Source organism: Mucilaginibacter sp. (assembly GCF_028288105.1).
In the GTDB taxonomy this organism is placed as follows: Bacteria; Bacteroidota; Bacteroidia; order Sphingobacteriales; family Sphingobacteriaceae; genus Mucilaginibacter.
In genome coordinates this window covers 1-25,963 of the sequence record NZ_JAQBOI010000014.1, presented here as the reverse complement: position 1 = coordinate 25,963, position 25,963 = coordinate 1, and the positions used below count along the sequence as shown (strand labels likewise).

Annotated in this window: 18 protein-coding genes and 1 pseudogene; 14 read left to right on the top strand and 5 right to left on the bottom strand. The window is 42.6% G+C overall.

The features are described from left to right. The first annotated feature begins 118 nt into the window (after nucleotides 1-118). The 8 genes from fucP to JWQ85_RS00845 are packed head-to-tail and all read left to right on the top strand — an operon-like array spanning nucleotide 119 to nucleotide 9,537. Nucleotides 119-1,405: an L-fucose:H+ symporter permease gene (gene fucP, locus JWQ85_RS00880; protein ID WP_299462499.1), complete on the top strand. Its 1,287-nt coding sequence runs from the start codon at nucleotides 119-121 to the stop codon at nucleotides 1,403-1,405. Nucleotides 1,406-1,451: 46 nt separating this feature from the next. Further along, the gene (locus tag JWQ85_RS00875) at nucleotides 1,452-3,116 is read left to right on the top strand and encodes a UxaA family hydrolase (RefSeq protein ID WP_299462496.1); all 1,665 of its coding nucleotides are present in this window, start codon (nucleotides 1,452-1,454) and stop codon (nucleotides 3,114-3,116) included. Between the two features lie 15 nt (nucleotides 3,117-3,131). Beyond that, complete coding sequence (locus JWQ85_RS00870; protein WP_299462494.1) at nucleotides 3,132-3,896, top strand: SDR family NAD(P)-dependent oxidoreductase; 765 nt, start codon at nucleotides 3,132-3,134, stop codon at nucleotides 3,894-3,896. Nucleotides 3,897-3,903: 7 nt separating this feature from the next. Then, complete coding sequence (locus JWQ85_RS00865) at nucleotides 3,904-4,761, top strand: fumarylacetoacetate hydrolase family protein (protein ID WP_299462491.1); 858 nt, start codon at nucleotides 3,904-3,906, stop codon at nucleotides 4,759-4,761. A gap of 24 nt (nucleotides 4,762-4,785) precedes the next feature. Continuing rightward, the gene (locus tag JWQ85_RS00860) at nucleotides 4,786-5,535 is read left to right on the top strand and encodes a (Fe-S)-binding protein (RefSeq protein WP_299462488.1); all 750 of its coding nucleotides are present in this window, start codon (nucleotides 4,786-4,788) and stop codon (nucleotides 5,533-5,535) included. Then, on the top strand, nucleotides 5,532-6,893 hold the full coding sequence (locus JWQ85_RS00855) for a lactate utilization protein B (protein WP_299462485.1): 1,362 nt from the start codon (nucleotides 5,532-5,534) through the stop codon (nucleotides 6,891-6,893). The genes JWQ85_RS00860 and JWQ85_RS00855 overlap by 4 nt, the downstream gene beginning before the upstream one ends. Before the next feature lie 55 nt (nucleotides 6,894-6,948). Then, nucleotides 6,949-7,548 (top strand): LUD domain-containing protein, encoded by a 600-nt coding sequence (locus tag JWQ85_RS00850; protein ID WP_299462482.1) that lies wholly within the window; start codon nucleotides 6,949-6,951, stop codon nucleotides 7,546-7,548. Further along, entirely contained in the window at nucleotides 7,549-9,537 is a 1,989-nt protein-coding gene (locus JWQ85_RS00845; RefSeq protein WP_299462480.1) for a sialate O-acetylesterase, read from the top strand. A 4-nt stretch (nucleotides 9,538-9,541) separates the two neighbouring features. Here the strand turns inward: JWQ85_RS00845 and JWQ85_RS00840 are convergent, their stop codons facing one another. After that, nucleotides 9,542-10,408: an AraC family transcriptional regulator gene (locus tag JWQ85_RS00840; RefSeq protein WP_299462478.1), complete on the bottom strand. Its 867-nt coding sequence runs from the start codon at nucleotides 10,406-10,408 to the stop codon at nucleotides 9,542-9,544. A gap of 225 nt (nucleotides 10,409-10,633) precedes the next feature. Between JWQ85_RS00840 and JWQ85_RS00835 the strand changes: the two genes are divergently transcribed. Together JWQ85_RS00835 and JWQ85_RS00830 are read left to right on the top strand one after the other, a co-directional pair. After that, nucleotides 10,634-11,413, top strand: coding sequence for an SDR family oxidoreductase (locus tag JWQ85_RS00835; RefSeq protein ID WP_299462475.1), 780 nt, complete (start codon nucleotides 10,634-10,636; stop codon nucleotides 11,411-11,413). 19 nt (nucleotides 11,414-11,432) lie between these two features. Further along, nucleotides 11,433-13,700 carry a glycoside hydrolase family 95 protein gene (locus tag JWQ85_RS00830; RefSeq protein ID WP_299462472.1) on the top strand — a complete coding sequence of 756 codons (2,268 nt, stop codon included), beginning with the start codon at nucleotides 11,433-11,435 and terminating at the stop codon, nucleotides 13,698-13,700. A 62-nt stretch (nucleotides 13,701-13,762) separates the two neighbouring features. Here the strand turns inward: JWQ85_RS00830 and JWQ85_RS00825 are convergent, their stop codons facing one another. The 4 genes from JWQ85_RS00825 to JWQ85_RS00810 form a co-directional block, all read right to left on the bottom strand. Then, entirely contained in the window at nucleotides 13,763-15,178 is a 1,416-nt protein-coding gene (locus JWQ85_RS00825; RefSeq protein WP_299462469.1) for a sugar porter family MFS transporter, read from the bottom strand. Between the two features lie 64 nt (nucleotides 15,179-15,242). Further along, on the bottom strand, nucleotides 15,243-17,066 hold the full coding sequence (locus JWQ85_RS00820; protein WP_299462466.1) for a class I mannose-6-phosphate isomerase: 1,824 nt from the start codon (nucleotides 17,064-17,066) through the stop codon (nucleotides 15,243-15,245). Between the two features lie 55 nt (nucleotides 17,067-17,121). Then, the gene (locus tag JWQ85_RS00815) at nucleotides 17,122-17,856 is read right to left on the bottom strand and encodes a GntR family transcriptional regulator (RefSeq protein ID WP_299462463.1); all 735 of its coding nucleotides are present in this window, start codon (nucleotides 17,854-17,856) and stop codon (nucleotides 17,122-17,124) included. Nucleotides 17,857-18,096: 240 nt separating this feature from the next. Beyond that, nucleotides 18,097-19,131, bottom strand: coding sequence for a LacI family DNA-binding transcriptional regulator (locus JWQ85_RS00810; RefSeq protein ID WP_299462460.1), 1,035 nt, complete (start codon nucleotides 19,129-19,131; stop codon nucleotides 18,097-18,099). A gap of 91 nt (nucleotides 19,132-19,222) precedes the next feature. Between JWQ85_RS00810 and JWQ85_RS00805 the strand changes: the two genes are divergently transcribed. From JWQ85_RS00805 to JWQ85_RS00790, 4 genes and pseudogenes are all read left to right on the top strand, one after another. After that, a complete protein-coding gene (locus JWQ85_RS00805) occupies nucleotides 19,223-20,707 on the top strand; it encodes an FGGY family carbohydrate kinase (protein ID WP_299462457.1) in 1,485 nt (494 codons plus the stop codon). A gap of 38 nt (nucleotides 20,708-20,745) precedes the next feature. Then, nucleotides 20,746-22,077, top strand: a complete 1,332-nt coding sequence (xylA, locus tag JWQ85_RS00800; RefSeq protein WP_299462454.1) for a xylose isomerase — start codon at nucleotides 20,746-20,748, stop codon at nucleotides 22,075-22,077. A 129-nt stretch (nucleotides 22,078-22,206) separates the two neighbouring features. Then, nucleotides 22,207-23,049, top strand: coding sequence for a family 16 glycoside hydrolase (locus JWQ85_RS00795; protein WP_299462451.1), 843 nt, complete (start codon nucleotides 22,207-22,209; stop codon nucleotides 23,047-23,049). 804 nt (nucleotides 23,050-23,853) lie between these two features. Beyond that, nucleotides 23,854-25,963, top strand: a pseudogene (locus tag JWQ85_RS00790) (hypothetical protein); the annotation flags it as partial.

Sequence of the window (25,963 nt, the reverse complement as noted above, 5' to 3'; positions counted from 1 at the left end):
TATTAATCAATAATTACAATATTGCTTAATCATTGGCCAATAATGTAAAAGTATTGTTGAAAGGCATCTGTTTTCTTTGTGATACCAATCTTAACAAAGATTCAACATCCCATTATTCATGCCTAAGAATAAATATCTCTTCCCGATTATATTGGTTACCTCGCTGTTTTTTTTGTGGGCGTTTCTGCACAATATTAACCCTATACTAATACCACACTTAAAAAAAGCCTGTCATTTAAGCGATACGTTATCGGCTTTTATTGATCTATCGGTTTACCTGGCCTATTTCCTGGTAGCGATTCCGGCGGGGCTTTTTATGCAGAAATATGGGTACAAAAAAGGGATTTTACTTGGTTTGGTATTTTATGCTGCAGGTGCATTTATGTTTATCCCGGCAGCGTCCGAACGTAGTTACGTGTTTTTCCTTTTCGCGCTATTTATTATAGCCACGGGTTCAACCTTTTTAGAGGCCGTTGCTAACCCATATATAGCCGTACTGGGCGACAAAGAAACATCGGCACAAAGGCTCAACTTCGCTCAATCATTTAACGGTTTAGGCGCCTTTGTGGCCCCCATACTTGGCGGGCGTTTTATATTAACGGGGATAGACCACTCTACTGCCCACCTCAACAGTATGACCCCGGCACAGGTAAATAGCTATCTGCAATCAGAAGCCGATACGGTAAAAATACCATACCTGATCATTGGTGGCGTGGTAGTATTACTTATCATCCTGTTTTTGATCACTAAGATTCCCGATGAAAAACCGGATGATAAAGTAGTTGACCTGCATTCGCCGGGTACCGGCTTCTCTGCCCGCGTATTGCGTCATTCGCATTTACGCTGGTCGGTTATTGCCCAGTTTTTTTACGTTGGCGCACAGGTGGGTGTGGGTAGTTTCTTTATCCGCTATGCAAAATATGTGGCTGCATTGAACGAAAAGGACGCCGCGTTTTTATGGGGTGCTATCGCGATGGTTGGTTTTATGGCGGGGCGGTTTATTGGCACCTTTGTTATGCGGTTTATATCCCCGGCAAAGTTGTTAAGCGTTTACTCGGCAATTAGCATTGCTTCGCTGCTGATAGCAATAAATACTACCGGTACTATTGCTCTTTACGCGGTAATAGCAGTGCCGTTTTTTATGTCTATAATGTATCCAACAATATTTGCTTTAGGAATAAAGGGGCTTGGCGAAGAAACCAAAATGGCTGCTTCGTTTTTGGTAATGTCTATTATTGGCGGGGCAATGGCCCCATTGTTAATGGGCCTTATATCAGACAAAACCGGCAGCATACAAATTGCCTATTTGGTGCCGTTATTATGCTTTTGCGTAGTGTTTTATTACGGTATAAAAGGGCATATAGTTAAAAAGAATAGTATAAACGTATTATCTGCCGTTATTTGATAGCGGCAATGAAGTAAACGGATTACGATCCGGATGATCAATTATTATGGTAGAAGAATTTAAAAAACAATTTTTACATATCCACCAAGCCGATAATGTGTTAGTAGCCCTTACCGACCTGCCTAAAGGAACCCTGGTTGAGCACGAAGGTTTAAGTTTGGTATTAACAGATGATATTGCCGGTAAACATAAGTTTGCCATTAATGACCTGGATGCCGGGGATGAGGTTTACATGTACGGTGTACTGGTAGGCAGGGCAAGTGAGCCAATACTAAAGGGCGGGGCTATTACCACAAAAAACATTAAACATGCCGCGGATGATTTTAAGCTGGGTAACCGCAAAACAACCTGGGCACAACCCGATGTAACAAATTATAAAGACAGAACCTTTATGGGATACCATCGCTCAGATGGTTCGGTAGGTACGGCTAATTATTGGCTGGTTATCCCGCTGGTTTTTTGCGAGAACAGAAACATTAACGTACTGAAAGATGCATTGCTGGATAAACTCGGCTTTTCTAAACCCCGGGGATATGAGAGCGAAGTTGACCAGCTTATAGATATGTTGCAAACGGGCCGGTCGGTAGAAGAGATATTGCAGGCTGATCTGCAATTGACACCCGAAGGCAGTTCGGCAAAAAAGTTGTTCCCTAACATCGATGGCATTAAATTTTTAAATCACGATATGGGTTGTGGTGGTACACGTACCGATTCTGACGCGCTGTGTGGCTTACTGGCAGGTTATATTACTCACCCTAATGTAGCGGGTGCAACTATATTAAGCCTGGGCTGCCAGCACGCACAGGCAGGCATTTTACAGACCGAGATAAAAAAACGTGATCCTAATTTTTCTAAACCGCTGATGATACTGGAGCAGCAAAAGTTGGGCACAGAAAGCCGGTTACTGCACGAAGCCCTGAAACAAACTTTTGCAGGGCTAATGGAGGTGAACAAACAACAAAGAGAACCCGCGCCTATAAACAAACTATGCATTGGTTTAGAATGTGGCGGTTCTGATGGGTTTTCGGGGATCTCGGCAAACCCTACACTTGGTTATGTATCAGATCTGATAGTAAGCCTTGGCGGTAGCGTTATCCTGGCCGAATTTCCGGAACTATGTGGTGTAGAACAAGAAATGAGTGACAGATGTATGGATGAACCAACCGCACTAAAATTTATGGATCTGATGCGCACGTATAATGCCAAAGCCGAAGCAGATGGCTCGGGCTTTTATGCTAACCCATCGCCGGGTAACATAAGGGATGGCTTGATAACCGATGCTATTAAATCTGCAGGGGCCGCAAAAAAAGGGGGAACATCACCCGTGGCCGCCGTACTTGATTATCCCGAAAAAGTGAGCAGGCCGGGCCTAAATCTCCTATGTACTCCCGGCAGCGATGTGGAAAGTACCACAGCCGAGGTAGCAGCAGGCGCCAACATTGTTTTGTTTACAACAGGGCTGGGCACACCAACAGGTAACCCTGTGGCGCCTGTAATAAAGGTATCTACCAACACTAAATTATTTAACAGGATGCCGGATATTATAGATTTTAATTGTGGTACCGTTATAGAAGGTGAAGAAACCATTGAGCAATCGGCACACCGGCTGCTTAACTATGTAATTGACGTAGCCAATGGCGATATAAAACCCAAAGCGGTACAATTGGGTCAGGATGATTTTATCCCATGGAAAAGAGGCGTTTCATTATAAATATCAAACATTAATATGTTTAGCTTAACAAATAAAACAGCCGTTATAACCGGCGGCGGCAGTGGAATAGGCAAAGCCATTGCCTTGCTATTTGCCAAACAAGGGGCAACTGTTCATATTATCGAACTAAACACCGATGCAGCCGCTGAGGTTATTGCAGAAATTAAAAATGCCGGGGGCGAATGTAAAGCTCATATGGCCAACGTTACCAACCAGCAGGCAATAGTGAATGTGTTTAATGGGATTGGCAAGGTAGATATACTGGTAAATAACGCGGGTATTGCTCATGTAGGTAATTTGGAAAACACTACCGAAGCAGATCTTGACCGCATCTTTAATGTAAATGTTAAAGGCGCTTATAATTGCCTTTTTGCCGCGGTTCCTTTAATGAAGCAGGCTGGTAGTGGCGTTATCCTTAATATGGCATCTATAGCCGCGCATGTTGGTATTACCGATAGGTTTGCCTATTCGATGAGTAAAGGTGCAATATTTGCCATGACCCTTTCTGTAGCACGCGATTACCTGGCAGATAACATTCGTTGCAATAGCATATCGCCGGCACGTGTGCATACACCCTTTGTAGATGGCTTTATAGCGAAGAACTATCCTGATAACCAAACCGAGGTATTTGAAAAATTATCTAAAAGCCAGCCCATTGGGCGCATGGGCAAACCAGACGAAATAGCTTCACTGGCACTATACCTATGCTCGGACGAGGCAGGGTTTGTGACCGGGAACGATTACCCAATTGATGGTGGTTTTATAACATTAAATAATTAGAACGAACATGAAATTTATAAGATACGGTAACCCCGGCGAAGAGCGTACAGGCGTACAAATAGATGGTGTTAATTACGATACATCGTTTTACGGGAAAGATTACGATGAAAACTTTTTTGCAGCTGACGGGCCGGCACAACTGGCGGCCTATGTAAAAGCGCATAAAAGTGAGCTGGTCATTATACCGGAAGGAAGCCGGTTGGGAAGCCCAATTGCAAGGCCATCAAAAATTGTATGCATCGGCCTTAATTATGCTGACCATGCTAAAGAAACTAACGCGCCCTTGCCCTCAGAACCGGTTATTTTTATGAAAAGCACAACCTCTTTAGTTGGGCCGTATGATAATATTGTTATTCCTAAAAATTCGGTAAAAACCGATTGGGAAGTAGAACTGGCAGTTATTATAGGTAAAAAGGCATCATATGTGGAAGAAGCGGATGCTCATAACTATATAGCAGGTTACGTGCTGCACAATGACGTATCCGAACGCGAGTTTCAACTGGAACGTAACGGGACATGGGATAAAGGGAAAGGTTGCGACACATTTGCGCCGCTGGGCCCATATTTGGTAACCCCTGATGAAATAGCCGACATAAATAATGTGCGTTTATGGTTAACCGTTAACGGAAAAAAAATGCAGGACGGAACTACCGCGAACCTGATCTTTAAAATTCCATATTTAATATCTTATGTTAGTCAGTTTATGACTTTACTGCCAGGTGATGTAATATCAACCGGGACGCCTGCAGGTGTTGGGCTGGGCTTTAATCCGCCGGTATATTTAAAACCGGGAGATGTAGTTGAATTAGGCATCGACGGGTTAGGCACATCTAAACAACAACTGGTAGCTTATAAAAAAAATTGATTTTTTCGTTTAGCTGATAAGAATATGAGAGTAGGCCTTTTCATCCCTTGTTATGTGGACCAGTTTTATCCCAATGCAGCAATAGCCACCTTAGAATTGCTTGAAAAGTTGGGTGTGGAGGTTAGTTATCCTGCCCGGCAAACCTGCTGCGGGCAACCTATGGCCAATTCCGGCTACGAACATTTAACCGAAGGATGTAATGAGTTATTTGTAGATAATTTTGCGGAGTACGATTACATCGTCTCTCCATCCGGTAGTTGTGCCTTGCATATAAAGGAACATTTGCATACGCATAATGATGAGCAAAAAGCGCTCGGCATCCGCAAAAAAATATATGAGCTAACCGAGTTTTTAACCGATATATTAAAAGTTGAAAAGCTGGACGCTGCGTTTCCGCATCGGGTTGGTCTGCACCAAAGTTGCCACGGCCAGCGCGGCCTTAAGCTGGCACAAATGACAGAGCTTACGGCAGCCCCGTTTTCAAAACCGGTTGCGTTGCTTAATATGGTTAAAGGCGTTGAGATAGTACCATTGGATCGCCCTGATGAATGTTGTGGTTTTGGCGGTACCTTTTGCGTGGCCGAAGAAGCGGTTTCTGCAAAAATGGGGAAAGATAGGGTAGCCGACCATATCCAAAACGGCGCCGAATATATAACCGCTGCGGATCTTTCCTGCCTTATGCATATGGAAGGTATATTGCGCAGGTTAAAAAGCCGGGTTAAAGTGATACACATTGCCGAAATATTAAATGGCGTAAAAGAAACTGTAGCATGAAAGACCACGCAGCACTGGCAGAAGCGTTTAATAAAGATGAACAGCGTGTAGATTGGCACGATGAAACCCTTTGGTGGGTGCGCCAAAAACGTGATAGGGCATCTCATCAGATCCCCGATTGGGAAGAGTTGAGGGAGGCCGCATCGCAGATAAAACACAATGTGTTATCTGATCTGGGTAATTACCTGGAGCAATTTGAAAAACAAGCCATCGGTAACGGCATTACTGTGCACTGGGCAGCAGATGCTAAAGAGCATAACGATATTGTGCACAGCATTCTAAAAAGACACGGCATCACCCAAATGGTGAAAAGCAAATCGATGCTTACCGAAGAATGCCATCTTAATCACTTCCTTGAAGAGCAAGGTATCAACGTAGTAGATTCTGATTTGGGCGAATTGATCGTACAGCTGGCAAAAGAACCTCCCAGCCATATTGTATTACCGTGTATCCATAAAAAGAAGGAAGAAATAGGCGATATATTTCACGAGCATTTAGGCAGCGAAAAAGGTGAATCCGATCCGCAGATATTAACCGAAACGGCCCGTGTACATTTACGTAATACATTTTTAACCCGCAGAGCCGCCCTAACCGGTGTTAACTTTGCAGTAGCCGAAACCGGGGAATTTGTGGTATGTACTAATGAAGGCAATGCAGATATGGGCGCTCATTTATCTGATGTGCACATTGCCAGTATGGGTATCGAAAAACTGATCCCCAAACGTAAACACCTAAGTGTGTTTTTGCGCTTGCTTACCCGTAGTGCGACCGGGCAGCCTATTACTACTTATTCCAGTCATTTTAAACGACCACGGCCCGGACAGGAAATGCACATTATATTGGTCGATAACGGCCGTAGTGTGCAGCTGGGCCGCGAAGATTTCAGAAACTCATTAAAATGTATCCGTTGCGGGGCATGCATGAACACTTGTCCGGTATACAGGCGTAGTGGCGGGCACAGTTATCATACCGCTGTTGCGGGGCCAATTGGATCCATATTAGCGCCCAATCTGGATATGAAGCAATATGCCGATCTGCCTTTTGCATCAACCTTATGCGGCTCGTGTACCAATGTGTGCCCGGTAAAGATCGATATCCATGATCAGCTTTATAAATGGCGTCAGGTTATAGTAAAGGAAGGTTATGGCGATAAAAAGAAGGCTGCGGCCATGCAGGCGATGGCCTATACGCTGTCATCCCCAAAAGTTTACCGCATTGCAGGTAAGGCCGGCAGGTTGGTGATGAAATATGCACCCTTCGCGGTTAATAATGGCTTAAACCCGTGGTACAAGCAACGTGATATGCCCGAACCGCCAAAAGAATCGTTTGGTGAGTGGTACGCGAAGAATAGAAGTTAGAATCAAGACAAAGAATAAATTCGAAATTGAAAATTCGACATTCGAAATAAACAAGATGACGACAAGGGAAAAGATCTTAGCTGATGTACGTAAAAGCCAGCCACCATTGGTAGCCGCGCCCGATATTACTTTATGGGAGAACAGGCAACAGGTGGATGGTTTGACTGTTTTGGAAACCTTTAAAGCTGTTGCCGGTAATGTAGGCAGCAAGGTAATATCCGTTGAAAGCATAGCTGATATTAAAACTCACCTGAATATAATTCCTGGTTCAAGGGTGCTTACTTCTATCCCTCAATTATTTGATGTAGCCACTGATGCGGCTTTAGCTGCAGGCGCAACCCCGCATGAATTAGAGAACGTAGAACTGGCCATACTGCAAGCTGAATTTGGCATAGCCGAAAACAGCGCTTTATGGGTAACAGAAAAGCAAATGGGCACACGCGTTTTGCCGTTTATATGCCAGCACCTTGCGCTGGTTGTTAATGCTGGTGATATTGTGGCCGATATGCACGCTGCCTACAAGCGCACACAAGGTTCTGACCATAGTTTTGCTACCTTTATTGCCGGCCCTTCAAAAACTGCCGATATTGAACAATCTCTTGTGCTTGGTGCACACGGGCCAAGAAGCTTAAGCATATTTGTATTAACAACCTAAATGAACATACTCAGATCACTCCGTAACGGCTTATTTATAGGGCTTACAATTATTGGTTTTAACGCACAAAGTAAAGTTGTGCTGCCATCGGTATTTAGCGATAACATGGTGTTGCAGCAAAAAACAAATGCCGCTGTTTGGGGCAAAGCCGATGCCGGTAAAACAATAACCATCAGCACCACATGGAGCAATAAACATTATACAACCACAGCTGATGCAAACGGTAAGTGGAAAGTTATGGTTGCCACCCCTGCTTATGGCGGGCCATACGATATCACCATTAATGATGGAGAAACGGTTACATTAAAAAACGTAATGATCGGCGAAGTATGGGTATGTTCAGGGCAATCAAATATGGAGTTCCCGGTTTCGGGGTGGTCGCAGGTTCTTAATTATAAGCAGGAATTAGCAGATGCCCAATACTCAAATATCCGCTTATTGCAGGTAGAGCATGTAACCAGCACTGTGCCTTTAGATGATGCCAAAGTGAGCGGCGGTGGTTGGCAGGAGTGCAACCCTCAAACTGTAGCAGGGTTTTCGGCAGTGGCCTATTTTTTCGCACGGGATATTTATAAAAAGACGGGCATCCCAATAGGATTGATACATACATCATGGGGAGGAACTATCCTGGAAGCCTGGACAAGCGAGCAAACCATTAAAAAACTCCCAGACTTTGCCGAGCGTTTAAATAAAGTTAAAACGCTTAATAAAGAACAAAGTCAGGCTGTATATGATCAGGAACTTGCAGCATGGCAAAAAGAATACCTTATAAAGGATGCCGGTTATAAACAAGGTGTACCGCAATGGGCCGAACCGACTGTTGATACCACGGGTTGGGGTACTATGTTGCTACCTACAGAATGGGAAACCGCATCACTTCCAGATTTTGACGGCATTGTTTGGTATCGCAAAAAGGTAAACATACCACAGGAGTGGGCTGGAAAAGACCTGCAGGTAAGCCTGGGCACCGTTGACGATAATGATATCACGTTTTTTAACGGTGAAAAAATAGGAGAAACAAATGGGTTTAACGTATTGCGTAACTACACTATACCCGCCGATAAAGTAAAAGGAGGCGAATTTGTACTATGCGTAAGGGTACTTGACGGAGCAGGTGGCGGCGGATTAAATAGCGATAAAAGCAAACTATACCTGCAAACAACATCGGGTGCGCGTATGGCACTTAATGGTAGCTGGGATTATAAGGTTGGGTTAGATTTTAAAGATTATCCTATGCCACAATTAAACGACGGCCCCAACAGGCCAACTGTATTATTTAACGGCATGATAAATCCGTTTATCCAGTATGCTGTAAAGGGAGCGATATGGTACCAGGGCGAGTCGAATGCGGCGAGGGCGCACCAATACCGCGAACTATTCCCGGCTATGATAGCAGATTGGAGACAACAGTGGAATAACAGTAAAATGCCCTTCTATTTTGTGCAATTGGCCAACTATTTTCAGGTAAGCTATCAGCCCGTTGCATCGGCATGGGCCGAATTGCGCGATGCACAATCCGGTGCGCTTGCATTAGCTAATACGGGTATGGCTGTAGCGATAGATATTGGCGATGGCGCCGATATACATCCCAAAAATAAACAGGAAGTAGGCGGCCGACTGGCCCTTATTGCCCTTGCAAAAAATTATGGTGAAAAAATTGCTTACTCTGGCCCTATGTATAGTTCTTATAAAATTGAGGGCAACAGCATCAGCATACAATTTAAATGTGCCGATGGTGGGTTGGTAGCCAAAAATGCAAAATTACCTACCGGTTTTTTTATAGCGGGTGCCGATCAAAAGTTTTATTGGGCCGATGCCGTAATCAGCGGTGATAAGGTTATAGTCAGTAGCCCCAGGGTAAGTGCACCGGTAGCTGTGCGTTATGCATGGGCCAATAACCCCGTTTGTAATTTATATAATGGGGCAGGGTTGCCGGCTTCTCCATTCCGCACGGATAGTTGGGTGGACAGTACTGTAGCGAGAAAATAACCGGTTATTTTATATAGTTTTTTTGATAGCTTAAAGGGCTTTTACCGGTTATTTCTTTAAAATATTTATGAAAGCTGGCAAAGTTGTAAAAGCCGCTGTCATAGCATATTTCTTTTACGTTTAATTGGTTGTTGATAAGTAGTTTGCAGGCATTGCCAACACGTATCTCATTAATAAAACGCGAGTAGGTTTTTCTGCTGCGCGATTTAAAAAATTTGCAAAAAGAGTTTGGGCTAATGTTGGCTACCGCCGCTATTTCCTCAAGCGAGATCTTTTTCTTGAAATTAGCTATCGTGTAGTTGTAAATAGCGTTGATACGGTCTTTCTCTGACTCCTGGAAATTGTGCTGAAAACCCATAGAAGCAAGCGTGTTATTTTCAGCGCTATCGCCAATAGCCAGCAATACCTCCATCAACAAAATTATCTTGCGGGCACCTTCGGCATGTATAACCTTTTCTATCAGGTTACCTATCTCCATCATGTTTGCGCCGGTTATTTGTATCCCCCGTTTTGATCTTTTTAGTACGTCCTTGATCTCTTTATTCTCCGGCAATTCCAAAAACATATCGCCCCAAAAATTCTCACTGAAATGTACAACGCTTACGTCGGCCGTAACATCTGCTTCTTTGTTAAAGTAACTGCCGTCAAACTGCCAGTAGTGGGGTAAATTGGATCCCACTAAAACTACATCGCCGGTATTAAACTGGGTAATACAATCGCCAATAAACTGGGTGCCGTTTCCTTTTTTAAAATAAACCAGCTCAACTTCGGGATGGTAATGCCAATGGTTGTTCACATTTGGCATTATATCCCGCCGGGCATTAAATGAATGCACCAGGTTAGTAGATACTTTTAATAATTGAGGTTTCATGAAAAATTAATTGGCAGGATGAATGTACAAAAATTCAACTTAAAAGCCACAAATTTGATATATGTTTTATTTTAATCCAATATCGCTGAATGATTTGATAAAAGGATTAAACATTAAGCTTTTAACAAACGCTTAATTTGTGTAATACTATTTAATATCAACCTGTTATTAAATATATATTTAACCAATTATACCGGCCTTAACATGGCCGGGCTTAACCAATTTATGGATCTACAAATTAAGGACAAAGTAATTATAGTAACTGGTGGTGCGCGCGGTATTGGCAAAGGCATATCTGTGCTGCTTGCCCGGGAAGGTGCTATCGCGGTAATTTTAAGCCGGTCGGCAGATGAGAGCCTCAAAACTGTACAAGAGATTGAGGGAGCAGGTGGGAAAGCGTTCCAGTTTCAAGCCGAACTATCTAACCCTGACGAATGCAGGGAAGCTGTAGAAAAAGTGATAGCAAAGTTTGGCCGTATTGATGGCCTGGTGAACAACGCCGGTGAAAATGATGGGGTAGGCTTGCAGAACGGTGGTTATGAAAAGTTTATGCAGTCCCTTCATAAAAACCTGGTGCATTATTATTTAATAGCACATTATGCACTGCCCGAATTAATTAAGACACAAGGAAGCATTGTTAATATCAGCTCGAAAGTGGCTGATACCGGGCAGGGCGGTACATCGGCCTATGCTGCTGCAAATGGCGGCCGTAATGCACTAACAAGAGAATGGGCGGTTGAATTATTGCCGCATAATATACGTGTGAATGCCGTTGTAGTGGCCGAGTGTTATACGCCTTTATATGAGCGCTGGCTGCAAACAGTTGAAAACCCGGCAGAAAAGTTAGCATCAATAGTTGATAACATCCCGTTAGGAAAAAGAATGACCACGGTTGAAGAGATAGCCAATATGGCGGTGTTTCTTTTATCGCCGGTTTCAAGCCATACTACCGGGCAAATTAATTATGTTGATGGCGGTTATGTACATTTAGACAGATCAATTTAACCTTATTTAATTTTTAACTATGAGAGTTATCTCACATCTATTTTATCGCATTGCGCTAACTATCCTTTGTGCAGGGTGTTTCCTTTTTGCAAGCAAAGCCAATGCACAGGACCTGAAATTGTGGGACAATAAACCCGCTAAAGATTGGATGACAGATGCATACCCTATTGGCAACGGCCGCATAGGGGGCATGGTATTTGGCGGCGTAGCGCAAGAACATATACAGTTTAACGAAATTAGCCTGTGGACAGGCGATGAAGACGAAACCGGGGCATACCAGGCTTTTGGCGACCTGTATGTAAAGTTCACCGGGAAGGATAGTGCAGCAACAAACTATCACCGTGAACTGGATATCAGCAAGTCCGTGTTAAATATCAGCTATGCTTTGGGGGCGGTTAATTATAGTCGACAGTATTTCTGCAGTTTCCCGGATAAGGTGATGGCGTTACATTATAAAGCCAGCAAAGCTGGCGCATATTCGGCCATCATACAACTTACCGATGCGCATAAAGCCATTATTACCGGGAATAACGCCAGCCTGCAAATAAATGGCAAGCTGGATAACGGCATGGCCTATAGTGCAACAGCCAGGATTATTTTAGATGGAGGATCGGTAAGTGTTGAAAAGGATGAAAAGGGAGTTGCACAACTTAATATTCAAAAGGCAAATGGCTTTACCATATTACTTTCGGCAGCCACAGATTATAGCAACAAGCGCGAGGATAAGTGGAAGGGTGAAGACCCTAATGTTAAAGTAAAAAACATATTGGCAGCGGCCACTGCTAAAACCTATCCCCAGCTATTAACAAGACATATCGCAGATTACAAATCTCTTTTTGGGCGGGTATCCTTAACACTGGGCAGTAAAATAAGCACATACAGTTTAGTGCCAACTTATCAGCGTATCATCAATTATAAAAAATCAGGAGATACCGGCTTAGAAGCGTTGTTGTTTCAGTATGGCAGATATTTATTGATCAGTTCATCGCGCAAAGGGGGCTTACCAGCCAACCTGCAGGGCTTATGGAATAATAGTACTTCGCCGCCATGGCGAAGTGATTATCACTCTAACATCAATATCCAGATGAATTATTGGCTGGCCGAACCAACAAATCTTTCGGAATGCCATTATCCATACCTGGATTATATTAACAGTATGCGCAAGGTGAAAACCGAAAGTACCGCTAAACAATATCCCGGTACCCGTGGCTGGACGGTGAAAACAGAGAATAACATTTTTGGAGGGTCGAGCTTTTTATGGAACACACCCGGCAGTGCATGGTATGCGCAGGGTATATGGGAGCATTATGCTTTTACGCAAGATAAAAAATATCTTAAAACCTTTGCCTACCCGATATTAAAAGAGATTGTAGAGTTTTGGGACGATCATTTAAAACGCCGGGCCGATGGTACGCTGGTTTCGCCAATGGGCTGGTCGCCGGAGCACGGGCCTACCGAAGATGGGGTAACCCACGATCAGGAGATTGTTTATGACCTGTTCACCAATTATATTGAAGCATGTGATGTGCTGGGTATAGATAAAACCTACCGTGACCATATCGCTTCATTAAAAGAGCACCTTTTAATGCCGAAGATTGGCAAATGGGGCCAACTGCAGGAATGGGAAACCGACCGCGATGACCCTAAAGATACCCACAGGCATGCATCGCACCTGTTTGCGCTGCATCCCGGTAAGCAAATAAGCGCTATTAAAACTCCCGAACTGGCACAAGCGGCAAAAGTAAGCCTGCTTGCCCGTGGCGATGCCTCAACTGGGTGGTCAATGGCATGGAAAATGAACTTTTGGGCGCGTTTGCTTGATGGCGACCATGCCTATACTATCCTGAACAACTTTATAACCCTTGTTGGTGGTGCCGGTGTTGATTATAACGAGGGTGGCGGTATCTATGCCAATCTTTTCTGCGCGCACCCACCGTTCCAGATAGATGGCAACTTTGGCTATACAGCAGGTGTTGCCGAAATGTTGGTTCAAAGCCAGACAGATGAAATTCAACTGCTACCCGCGTTGCCAAAAGCATGGGCCGAGGGCACCGTGCAGGGCTTGCGTGCAAGGGGCAATTTTGTTATCACTAACCTGGAATGGAAAAATAGCAAAATAACTAAGCTGTCCATCAAGTCAGTATCCGGAGGGAATTGTAAAATAAGGGTATCAAACACCTTGAAAGCGGGTACAGCTAATGTGAAAAGCAGCACGCAGGATAAAGCCATTGTATATAGTTTTAAAACTATGCCAGGCGTAACCTACAGCTTTATAGCAAACAATTAGTAATAAAAGAAGGCCGCTAATAGCGGCCTTCTTTTATATTTTATCGGGAGAAATAAGTAAATTTAGTGCGCTACCCAAATATCCTGTACTTCTTCTAACGACTTCCCCTTGGTTTCGGGTACCATTTTATAAACCGTCCAGAAAGACAACAGGCAGCAGGCCGAAAAGAACCAAAAGGTATAAGCTGGGCCAATTGAACCCAATAGAATAGGGGTAAGCTGCCCAACTATGGTATCTGCTACCCACATTGTCATGATGCTGATGGCCATTGCACGGCCACGGATCTTTGTTGGGAAGATCTCGGCAGCTATTACAAATTTTAACGGGCCTATAGAAAAAGCAAAACAAGCCAGGAATAATATTATGCTGATAACCAAAGCAATGCTATTTGTGCTGCCATGGAGAAAGCACCATCCTGTAAAAAATAAAGAAACAGTAGCACCAAGCGAGCCTACAATGTAAAGTGGCCTGCGCCCCATTTTATCTACCTTCCAAATGGCAATGATGGTGAAAAGGAAGTTTGCCAAACCAAATATAACCTGGCCCAACAACGCATTGCTAATATTGATACCGGCATCGCTTAGTATGCGCGGGCCGTAATAAATAACAGCGTTTATACCGCTAAACTGCGAGAACAGGGGGAGCAATATCCCAATCATTAAAGGTTTTCTTAAGGCCGGTGCAAACAACTCTTTGTAAGTCCCAACCTCCTTTTTTGTATTCTTGTTTATGGCTGCAACTTCCTGGGCTGCAATTTCGGCATCTTCAATTTTTGTTAGTATAGCAACACCTTCGGCAACTTTACCTTTCTGAAGCAGCCATCTCGGGCTTTCGGGTACAAAGGCTAAGCCTATAAAAAACAATAGGGATGGGATAACGCCCAAGCCTAACATGCTGCGCCATACTTCCTTTATAAATAACAGGTTTAATGCGCCCTGCAACGCTTCATTGCCAAGTAAAATACTTTTATGAGATAACGAAAAACCAAGCAATTCTGAATTGGTAAGGTAAGCGATAAGGATCCCGGCAGTTATAGCCAGCTGGTAAAAAGTAACCAGTCTGCCCCGTATTTTGGCGGGGGCAATTTCTGATATGTACAATGGCGCCACTATTGATGCTACCCCAACGCCTGTACCACCAAGCATGCGGGCCAATACCAAAAAAGTAAAATTGGATGAAAATGCGGTTCCGGCTGCTGATACAAAAAACAGGATAGCCGAAAGCATCAGCATCTTTTTTCGGCCTAAACGATCGCTAAGCTCGCCGGAGAATGACACCCCTATTATGCAACCTACTAATGCCGATGAAACAAACCAACCCTCGGCAACCGAAGATAGAGCGAACTGGTGTTTTACAAACGGCAGCACACCGGATATGACGGCCATATCGAAACCAAATAATAGCCCGCCCATAGTGGCTACAAGGGTAACTGCAATTAAAAAAAACGAAGACTTTTTCGATGTTGTATTACTGCTCATGTAAATGGTTATTTGGCTCCAATCCGGATGGTTATTAAAGAATTCTTATATTAATTTAGGTTTATTAACAGCACTCGTCTTTAACATAGGCCTTTACAACTTTGGCCTTTTGGCTGCCGTTGTTGCGCATGCTGTAAGTTTTTGTATTTGCGGGGATAATAAAAGTTTCCGCGTAGTTTATCACCTGTTCCAGATCGCCTGTTTTTACAATGATGCTTTCGCCTTCAACAAGGCTAAGTATAAGGCACTGGTCATTGGTGGTGTCGGTAACATCGGTCTCAAATTCAAATCTTTCGATGTTATAAAAATGCTCGGGATGTGTGCTAAGGTTAATAAGCTGCCAATCCGCGCCTTTTTTAACAACAGTTTGTTTCGATATCAAAGTATCTGTAACAACATTGCCTTTACGGTCGAAATTAAGATTGTCAAAAGCCCGGTCAATATTTAAGGTACGCGGGTTTCCGCTTAGGTCAGGGCGTACCCAATCATACATTTTAAATGTGAAAATATACGGTGTAGCGCTTATTTCAAGCACCATATTGTTTTTACCCGAACAATGAACCGTGCCATTCGGGATAAGGAAAAGATCATGCTTTTTGGCCGGGAAAACCTGGATGTATTTTTCTACATCGATGGGGCTGCTGGTGTTGAAGCTTTCCTCTAAAACGGCTTTGAAAGCATCTTTATCTATATTTTCCTGGAAACCCAGGTAAACATCCGCGTCTTCTTCTGCATCTAATATATAGTAAGTTTCATCCTGTGTAAAATCTTCGCCAAAATTTGCTTTGGTATAGGGTACGGTAGGGTGGCATTGCAGCGATAGGTTATCGCCATCCATTGTGTCCAAAAAATCGAAACGAATAGGGAATTTGTACCCAAATCTATCGGCAGCTTTACCTAATATTAATTTGTTATTGTTATATAACAGGTTATCTATAGAAACCTCCAGGCGGATACCGTTATTCTCCAGCACAATGCCATTTTCGGGCGCTATAAGTTCAAACGACCACGCATAATTAATAACATCTTTATTCAGGCCTTCAATATGTTTTTTTATCCATTGGCCACCCCATACCCCCGGCTCAAACCAGGGCCGCGCTCTAAAAGCTTTAGATGACATATCGGTTAAAGCGTCACGTAAGGTTTCCCCGGTTGTCCAGGTAATCTCGTCAGGACGTTGTTCATCAACGACTATGGCTAAACGGGGCAGCAATGCCTGTTTGTGCTTGTTAAATACAACCCAGTCAATAAAGTAAAATCGCTTATACTGTGCTTTTGGTTCATTGGGTGATTGTGCACCCAAATTGCGAACATTGCCAGCCCTTGACCTAAACTGGATCTCATTTTTAGGGACATCAAAATAAATGACCGGGCATTGCCAGTTAACTAATGCGGCCCCGCATCCATAAACAAAGGTGAGGCTATTGTTATTGGGTGTAAGCCCGGCTATGCTATCTGTATCATAAAGATCAGAGATCTCACCGGGATAGATCTTACCAAAAAGTGGGTCATCCTCACCAAGGTATGGAGCTATCAGCTTGTCAATCTCTTGTTCGGGTTTAAGGTAGTTTTCAATGGAGATCCACTCGGTATCTATACCCTTTTTATTGAAAAAATTAGTAAGTGAATTTTTAATTATGTCCCAGCATACAGAGCCGTATCCATCAAGAATAAAATTACCGCCGATTTGAATAATATGTTCTCCCAGGCTTTCGTATCCCGAATGAATGGGTTGAGTGATCTTGAATGACGGATAAATATCGTAGCCGGATTCTGTACCTGTTTCATTTAATGCAGACATAACAAACTGATCCGTATTCCTTAGCACTTCGATATTTAATTGTTTGGTGGACTTTTTAGTATCAAAAATCAAACTTTTGTATGTCATAATGTACAAACATATTAAAATTATTTAATTCTCAAACAAGTAAAAAATTTTCAAGTTAAATTATGCGTCTGCTTTCTACTGTGTAAACAAAACTATCAGCTTTATAATATCCTAAATTAAATTCCATAGGGCGCTCGCCCTGGTCATAAACAAATCGTTTACGAAACAAGATAGGACTACCTGTTTCAATCTCTAATTTGGCGGCCAGGTTTTTATCAGCAACGCGTGCACTTATCTCTTCTTTAGAAAGTATCGCTATAGAAGAATGCTCATTTTCAAGCATTTCATACAATGGAAGTTTAAAATCTTCGTCGCCGGTTAGGCCAATCCGCGGGTGGAAATAAGAGATGAAATAAACAAACGCTTCTTCTGAGCTTCCTCTTAAACGCTCCATTTTAAGAATCTTTTTGTCGGTTTTTATCTCGAAAAAATTGGCAATATATTCTTCGGGGTAAACCCAGCTAACATGCAGCTCATAATTTTTAATAGGAATGCCACGCGCTTTCATTTCTTGCGAAAAGCTAAGCCAGTTCATAGATTTTGAGCTGATCTTTTCATGGGCCACTTTGGTACCCACCTTCTTTTTACGGGTTAGTAGCTCCTCATTTACAAGTGTATTTATGGCCTGCCTTAAGGTGGTTCTGGAAATAGCCAGTTTTTTAGCCAGGTCAACTTCGTTTGGAAGCAACTTTCCTGCCTGATACTCAGGCTCTTTGATTAAATCTCTAATTAATCGCTCGGCTTGAACGTGGAGGGGTATTGGGCTTTTATGATCTATAATAAGTTTCATATTTCCGAATTATGCTATAATGAGGTTTAAATTAAAACTGGTATTTAATGTTTATGCAGGTTAATGCTAATGTATTAATAAAACCATTAAATAAAGATATTTAACTATAAAATGACCAATAACGCTGTATTACAATTTCAAGAATATGTGCATTAATTTGAATTTTTCATTATATTATGTACGTACATAATATAAACCTATACCTAAAGCTTTAAACTAAAAAAGCTTGGCGAGGTATCTTTATTCTGTTAACCTTTGAGTGGATGAACGGGTAATAAGTTTTGGCTTAATACTAATGGTTTTAGGTGTGGCCGAAACATCTGTATTTTTCATTTCTTCAAAATACAAATTGGCTATTGTTTTGCCCATATCAACGCTAAACTGGTCAATTGTGGTAATAGAAGGGCTGGTGATCTCTGTAAAATCCTCATTTGAATAGCCGCAAATGCCAAGTTGGGCAGGTACTTTTATATTCATAGCTGTTGCTACCTCAAGCACACCTAAGGCCGAAAAATCTGAAGTAGAGGCGAATATTGCATCCGGCGGGTTGGGGAGGCTCAATAACTTGCGGGTAGCCTGGGCTCCCAAATCTTTGGTCCAGGCATTTTCAAGCATCAGTTCGTTTAATACCGGCATGTTGTGCTTTTTAAGGGCTTGCAAGTAGCCTTCCTTTCTTTGCCTGAAAATATTGAGGCTTTGTGGGCCTTCTAACAAGGCTATGCGTTTATATCCCTGGGTAATTAAATGGTTAACCGCTTCGTAAGATGCCTGAAGGGTATCGTTAATTACTTTTAAAGTCTCAAGCTCGTCGGCAACACGGTCAAACTGAATAAGTTCAATATGGTGGTCAAGTATGTTTTTTAAGTGTTGGTAATTAATTGTTTCAACAGAAATGGATATTACAATACAATCTACATGCTGGTTAATTAAAGTATTTACACACTGCACTTCTTTCTCGTACGACTCATTAGACTGGCATATAATTAAGTTATACCCTTGCTTATAGCTGGCATCTTCAATACCTGCAATAACGTTGGAAAAAAAGTTTTGATTTATCCGTGGTACAATAACGCCAATGGTTTTGCTTTGGCCTTTGCGCAAATTAGACGCAAGGCTGTTCATTTTATAATTGAGCTCTTCGGCTGTCTGTAAAATTAATTTTTTAGTAGACTCCTTAACATAACTGCTATTGTTTAAGGCCCTTGATACTGATGACGGGGCGATATTTAATTTTTCAGCAATATCGTATATGGTCGTTCTTTTTTTAGATTTCATACCTGTACAAATATGTGAAAATAAATTTCGGCAATCGATTGCATTTTTTAAAAAGATAATTAATTTAGCTGTTCACAAACCCAATTATAATATGCTCCTGTTAGGTATAGATATCGGCACATCATCGGTTAAAGTATCTGTTGTTGACTCTGCTTCGCAAAAGCTGATAGCCACTGCGCAGTATCCCGATAGCGAATCGCCAATAAAAGCGCTGCATTCCGGCTGGGCAGAGCAATCGCCCGATATGTGGTGGGAACACACACAAAAGGCTATTCACTTGTGCCATAAAAGCGCCGATTATAATCCGCAGGATATTTCTGCTATTGGTATAGCCTACCAAATGCACGGTTTAGTGTTGGTTAATAAACAGGGCGAGGCATTGCGCGATAGCATTATTTGGTGCGACAGCAGGGCGGTAGAGATCGGTAATAAAGCCTTTGACGAAATTGGCGGGGAAAAATGCTTGTCGCATTTATTAAACTCACCGGGCAATTTTACCGCATCTAAACTGGCGTGGGTAAAACAGAATGAGCCGGAGATATATAAACAAATAGATAAGGTGATGTTGCCCGGCGATTTTATAGCCATGAAACTAACCGGAAGCGTTTCCTGCTCCGTATCATCATTATCTGAAGGAGTGTTTTATGATTTTATAACTGATAGTTTCTCTGACGATATTTTAAAATACTATGATTTTGACAGGAACCTGTTTCCAGAGATACTACCTGTTTTTTCAGAACATGGTTATGTATCGGCAACTATAGCGCAAAGCTTAAAGTTGAGGGAAGGCACCCCGGTTACTTATAAGGCGGGCGATCAGCCCAATAATGCATTATCGCTTAATGTATTACAACCGGGCGAAGTTGCCGCTACGGCAGGCACATCAGGTGTAATTTATGGCGTGAGCGATGAACTTACTTACGATAAACAATCGCGCGTAAATACCTTTGCCCATGTAAATTATATGCCGCAGCAAAAGCGTCTGGGGGTTTTGCTCTGCATTAACGGAACGGGTAGTTTAAACCGGTGGGTCAAAAACACTTTTAGCTCATCAGCCAGCTACGGGCAAATGAATGACTTGGCTAAAACCGTTGCGGCTGGGAGCGACGGCCTGCGTATTTTACCCTTTGGCAACGGCGCCGAGCGAATGCTTAACAATAAACAAATAGGCGTCCATTTTCATGGTATCGATCTTAACCATCATACATCCGCGCATATATTTAGAGCGGTGCAGGAGGGTATAGCCAGTGCATTCAGATATGGTCTGGATATCCTGCGCGAAAACGGAATGTCCCCATCGGTTATCAGGGCGGGCAAGGCAAATTTGTTTTTAAGCGAAGTGTTTGGCCAAAGCTTCTCAAACTTTACAGGTGTACCAGTTGAATTATACAAAAACGACGGTAGTGTGGGCGCTGCAATAGGGGCAGGCATTGGTGCCCGTATATATAAAACAACGGCCGAAGCGTTTACCTATATGAAACCTATGCAATTAATTGAGCCAGATGGACAGGATATAGAGCCCTTTTACCAGGAGTGGAAGGCCCTGTTAGAAAACCAATTGGCAATTGTGAAATAAACCAACCAAAATATAAATCTATTTAATTATTAAATATTATGTCGAACATTATTACAGGTGAAAAAGAGTTTTTTAAAGGGATAGGCGCAATTAATTACGAAGGTACAGAAAGCGATAACCCATTTGCATACAGATGGTATGATGCCGATAGAGTAGTTGCAGGTAAACCAATGAAAGATCATTTGCGTTTTGCTGTAGCTTACTGGCACTCGTTCTGTGGCAATGGTGCCGACCCATTTGGCGAACCAACCCATTTATTTCCGTGGAGTGTTAAGGCTGATGCTGTTGAGCGCGCCAAAGATAAAATGGATGCCGCGTTTGAGTTTATTACCAAACTTGGCTTGGGTTATTACTGTTTTCATGATGTTGATGTGGTTGATTATACCAATGATGTTAATGAGAACGACCGCCGTTTAGGTGTCATGGTTGATTATGCCAAACAAAAGCAGGCGGCAAGTGGCGTAAAACTACTTTGGGGAACAGCAAATCTGTTCAGCCATCGCAGGTATATGAATGGGGCCTCTACAAATCCTGATTTTCATGTACTGGCACAAGCCGGCGCGCAGGTTAAGGCGGCTTTAGATGCGACTATTGCTTTAGGTGGCGAGAACTACGTTTTTTGGGGAGGAAGAGAAGGTTACATGAGCCTGCTGAATACCGATATGAAACGCGAGCAGGAGCACCTGGCTAAATTTTTACATACGGCAAAAGACTATGCCCGTAAACAAGGCTTTAAAGGTACTTTCTTTATCGAGCCAAAACCTTGTGAGCCTACCAAGCACCAGTACGACTATGATGCGGCCACAGTATTAGGCTTTTTACAGAAGTACGATCTGATAAATGATTTTAAACTTAACCTTGAAGTTAACCACGCAACCCTTGCCGGCCATACTTTTCAACATGAGCTGCAGGTGGCTGCCGACGCCGGTTTATTGGGCTCTATTGATGCTAACCGCGGCGATCTTCAAAATGGTTGGGATACAGACCAGTTCCCGAATGATGTTACCGAGGTTACCGAATATATGCTGATCATTTTAAAGGCCGGTGGCTTTGCAGGCGGTGGTATAAACTTCGATGCTAAGATCCGTCGTAATTCTACCGATCCTGCCGATCTATTCCACGCCCACATTGGTGGTATAGATGTTTTTGCACGTGCGTTGATCACTGCCGATAACATCCTTAAAAAATCTGATTACAGTAAAGTAAGGCAAGATCGCTATGCATCATTTGATAGCGGTGCCGGTAAAGATTTTGAGAACGGAAAACTATCGTTGGAAGACCTGCGCAAATACGCGGTTGAAAATGGCGAACCTGCAGTTATAAGCGGGAAACAAGAATATCTTGAAAATGTGATCAATCGTTATATATAAACCACGATCGCGTTAGCTAAAATATAATGCCAGGCCCGGATGCATAATATGTATCCGGGCTTTTTTATAATGTTTTAATCAGCCATTTATAATTTATATATTAGATCAAATAACCTAATAACTTGCCTTATGAGATCTGCTAAATTTATAATGCCGCTGATGATCTGTGCGATAACCCTTGGTTTCACAACAGCATCAAATACCGATAAATGGGAAAGTTTATTTAATGGGAAAGACCTCACGGGTTGGGACACCTATATTGGCCCCGATCTGGATGATGCGGGTAAACCCATTAACGGCACTCCCATAGGTTTAAACAACGACCCCCGCCATGTATTTACCATTGTGAAAGAAAACGGCGAAAATGTTATCCGCATTTCTGGCGAAAACTGGGGGGCTATATCTACTAAAAAGGAGTATAAGAATTATCATTTTCAACTTCAGTTTAAGTGGGGTGCTTTATCATGGGGGCAAAAAAAGGGTAAAAAGAAAGATAGCGGATTGTTATACCATTCGGTAGGTAAATATGGTGCAGATTACGGTGCCTGGATGCGTTCCGAAGAGTTTCAGATAGAGGAAGGGAATAGCGGCGATTTTTGGGGTGTTGCAGGTGGCTTGGCAAGTATACCGGCGGATAAAGTGGGAGACGGTTATATTTATAACCCGCAGGGAACGCTCATGACTTTTAAAGAGGGCGGCAGCCAGGGTCGGCATTGCATAAAGGGCACGGATGCCGAAAACCCATCGGGCCAGTGGAACACACTTGATCTATATTGTTATGGAGATACTGCCATACACGTAATAAATGGTAAAGTAATGATGATTTTATATCAAACCAAACAAATGGATAACGGGCAGGAAACGCCACTTACCTTGGGTAAGATCCAGATCCAATCTGAAGGTGCAGAGGTATATTATAAACAAATAAAGATTCAGCCCATTGACCGGTTGCCTGCAAAACTTATTAAATAATTATTGATGCTGTATTAATACTCAACTTATTCCTGACATTAAAAGCCGCTTTACCAAAATAGAGCGGCTTTTAGTTTTTTTATCGCATGACCAGTTTATTTTTCTAAATACTAAATAAGCTGTTTTTGCCCTATATAAATTATAAAGTTTATCAGAATTTTGATGCGTTGAGGTTTAGTGTGCCGAAAATAGGCCGGAAGTGGAGGATTAGCTTTGCCTTATTATTCGAGGTATATAAATTATTGATATAGAAATAATAATTAATATTTATAACTTGCTGAAATTCAGGTATAAGTACGTGATTTTTTGTTTTTAATGACAATGACTTAACCTTTGAATAAAAGCGCATATATTAAAAAGAGGAATATTTCTTTTTAAACAATATCCGTTAACCGAAAGCCTTATCAAGAGAATATATAAAAATGTTTTCTTAAAAATCTTTTCGTAAAACGGCTGTTACATTTTTATAAAAAAAGCCCCGGCATAAAACCCCGGCATTAAATATACCCTAATAATAAGAATTGATTAAACCCACTATATGGAAATAACTTTACCTGCCCTCTATTCCCGAGTATTTTCAATGCCAAAACTAAAGCGCCAATGCTAATGCGCCTTTATCCGGCTTTGCAATAATTAGCCGTGTCGCTGATTTTGTCTTTTTTACCATGTTTTCTAAACGCACTCAAAGGCGATAATTAAGTCCTGTGAAAAAGCATTTGCAATTCACGGCCAACTGGCCTGTTAACAAGCTTACTACTGCCCCTAATATTACTATTGATTTAACCTACTATAATTTGCCCCCTAATGGCTTTACCTTTACCAACACCTTACACTCTTAACACCCAAAAACGCTTCTTACTAAGCTATAAGCTTATTTTGAGAACGGTTTTATTCACACTGCTTATCTCAACATTAAATATAGCACATGCCCAGCAAACCTATCTTGCCTCGGGCGGCAACGCTACAGCAAAAGGTAGCTTTGCAAATAACCCGGTAGGGCAGGGTGCCTATATGTTTAATACCGGCACCAATGCTTACTCGCAACAGGATTTCCCCGTGGGTTTTTCTTTAGATAAGCTTGGCCTTACAAGTTCTACCAGTCTTGGTGGCGCCTACTCGTTACGTTTATTAAGTAGTTTTTACAGTGGCCCATTGGTTCGTATAGCTATAGGGAGTAGTTTTTATGATGTTTATCCCGATGCCTCAGCAAACCTTGCTTTTTCATTAAGTTCTCCGGTTTCGGCAGCATATTCAACTTATGATGCAGCGCCGACAGGTGCTACAGGCACTACATTAAGCACAATTATAGGTAGTAACACGGCCACTATGGCTATTTGGTACGATCAAACTGTTGTTCATAACTATAACGCTATACAGGGTAATTTATCTTCTCAGCCGCAAATAATTAATGCCGGTACAATAAACACCGCAAACGGCAAGCCTGCTATCAAATTTAGCGGGACGCAGTTTATGCTTGTTACCACAACAGGTTTAAACTTCCACATGAGCGGGTCAATTGTTTACAACGCGGCAAGCAGCAATACTAACAGCGGTAATGCGGGTGCATGGTACACTATGGCCGGCATAGTAGGTTCTGAACAAGGCGGGGTTGTTAACGACTGGGGGTATGGTGTATATAACAATAAATTCACAGTAGGTATAGGTAATATCGACGGTTATAGTGACGCTTCTTATGGGGCAGGGGCATCGATTAACGATGGAACAACACGGCAAACATCGTGGACGCGAAATTATTCATCGGGCGTTGTAGCTATATACAACAACAGGGTAGCTGAAGGCAGCAACACCTTACCGGCCGGCGAAAGAAACGCAGTACAGTCGTTCTCTATCGGATCATCGGTACCGGATGGTAGTTTCGGTTTTACCGGCACTATCAGCGAGATCGCGCTATTCCCGATTGTTTATAACTTAACAGAAAGGCAGGCAGTAGAAGGCAGCCAGTCTATCTATTATAATATCACTGCTGTATCAGGATCTATAAACACAAGCGGTACATTATCCGCTTTAACTACTATGCGGGGTACCGCTTCGGCATCAACAACGTTTAATGTATCGGGCACGGGTCTTTCTTCAGGTATTTTGATTGTCCCACCATCTGGTTTTGAGGTAAGTATAAATAACCCAACCTTCTCACCAACAATTACTGTTGGCACAGGTGGTGAAATTGCTTCAACACCTGTTTACATCAGGCTGGCGGCTTCTGCAGCAAAGGGTACATACTCCGGCAATATAGAATTATCGGCAACCGGCGCACTCCCTAAAACTATTGCTACAGCAGCAAGTACAGTTACGTCGAACCCGACAGATTACCCCACAATTGGCTATGGTACGGCCAAAGTTTTTGCAACTAATACAGCAATAACACAGGTTGTACCAACAGCAACCAATGTTGATGCTTTTGGTTATAGCAGCAGTTTTACTTCAATAGGCGGCGGCGTAACCCAGGCGTTAAGAATAAAAAAAGATGCACAGGGTAACGTGTATTTATTAGATAATATATACCCAAGCAAGTTATTTAAATTTCCTGCTGATGGTAGCGCCGCGGTAGAAATACCGACAGGCAGCATTGCCGCGAAGGGATTTGCACTTGACGATGCCGGTAATATATATGTAGCCGATATGGGCGACAATGTGGTAAGGAAAATAGAAGCCGGTACAGGGGCGATTACTACCATAGCCACCGGCTTTACCACCGCATATAGCGTAGCCATAGGTAAAAATGGTGTTATATACGTTGCCGATTTTAGCGCGAGTACAATAAAACAGGTGCCTGCAGGTGGTGGCACCCCTGTTGTAGTGGGCACCGGTTTTTTAAACCCAACAGATGTAGCTGTTGATGCCGCGGGCAATGTTTACGTAGCCGATCAGGGCAACGGCAAACTAAAAAAGATTT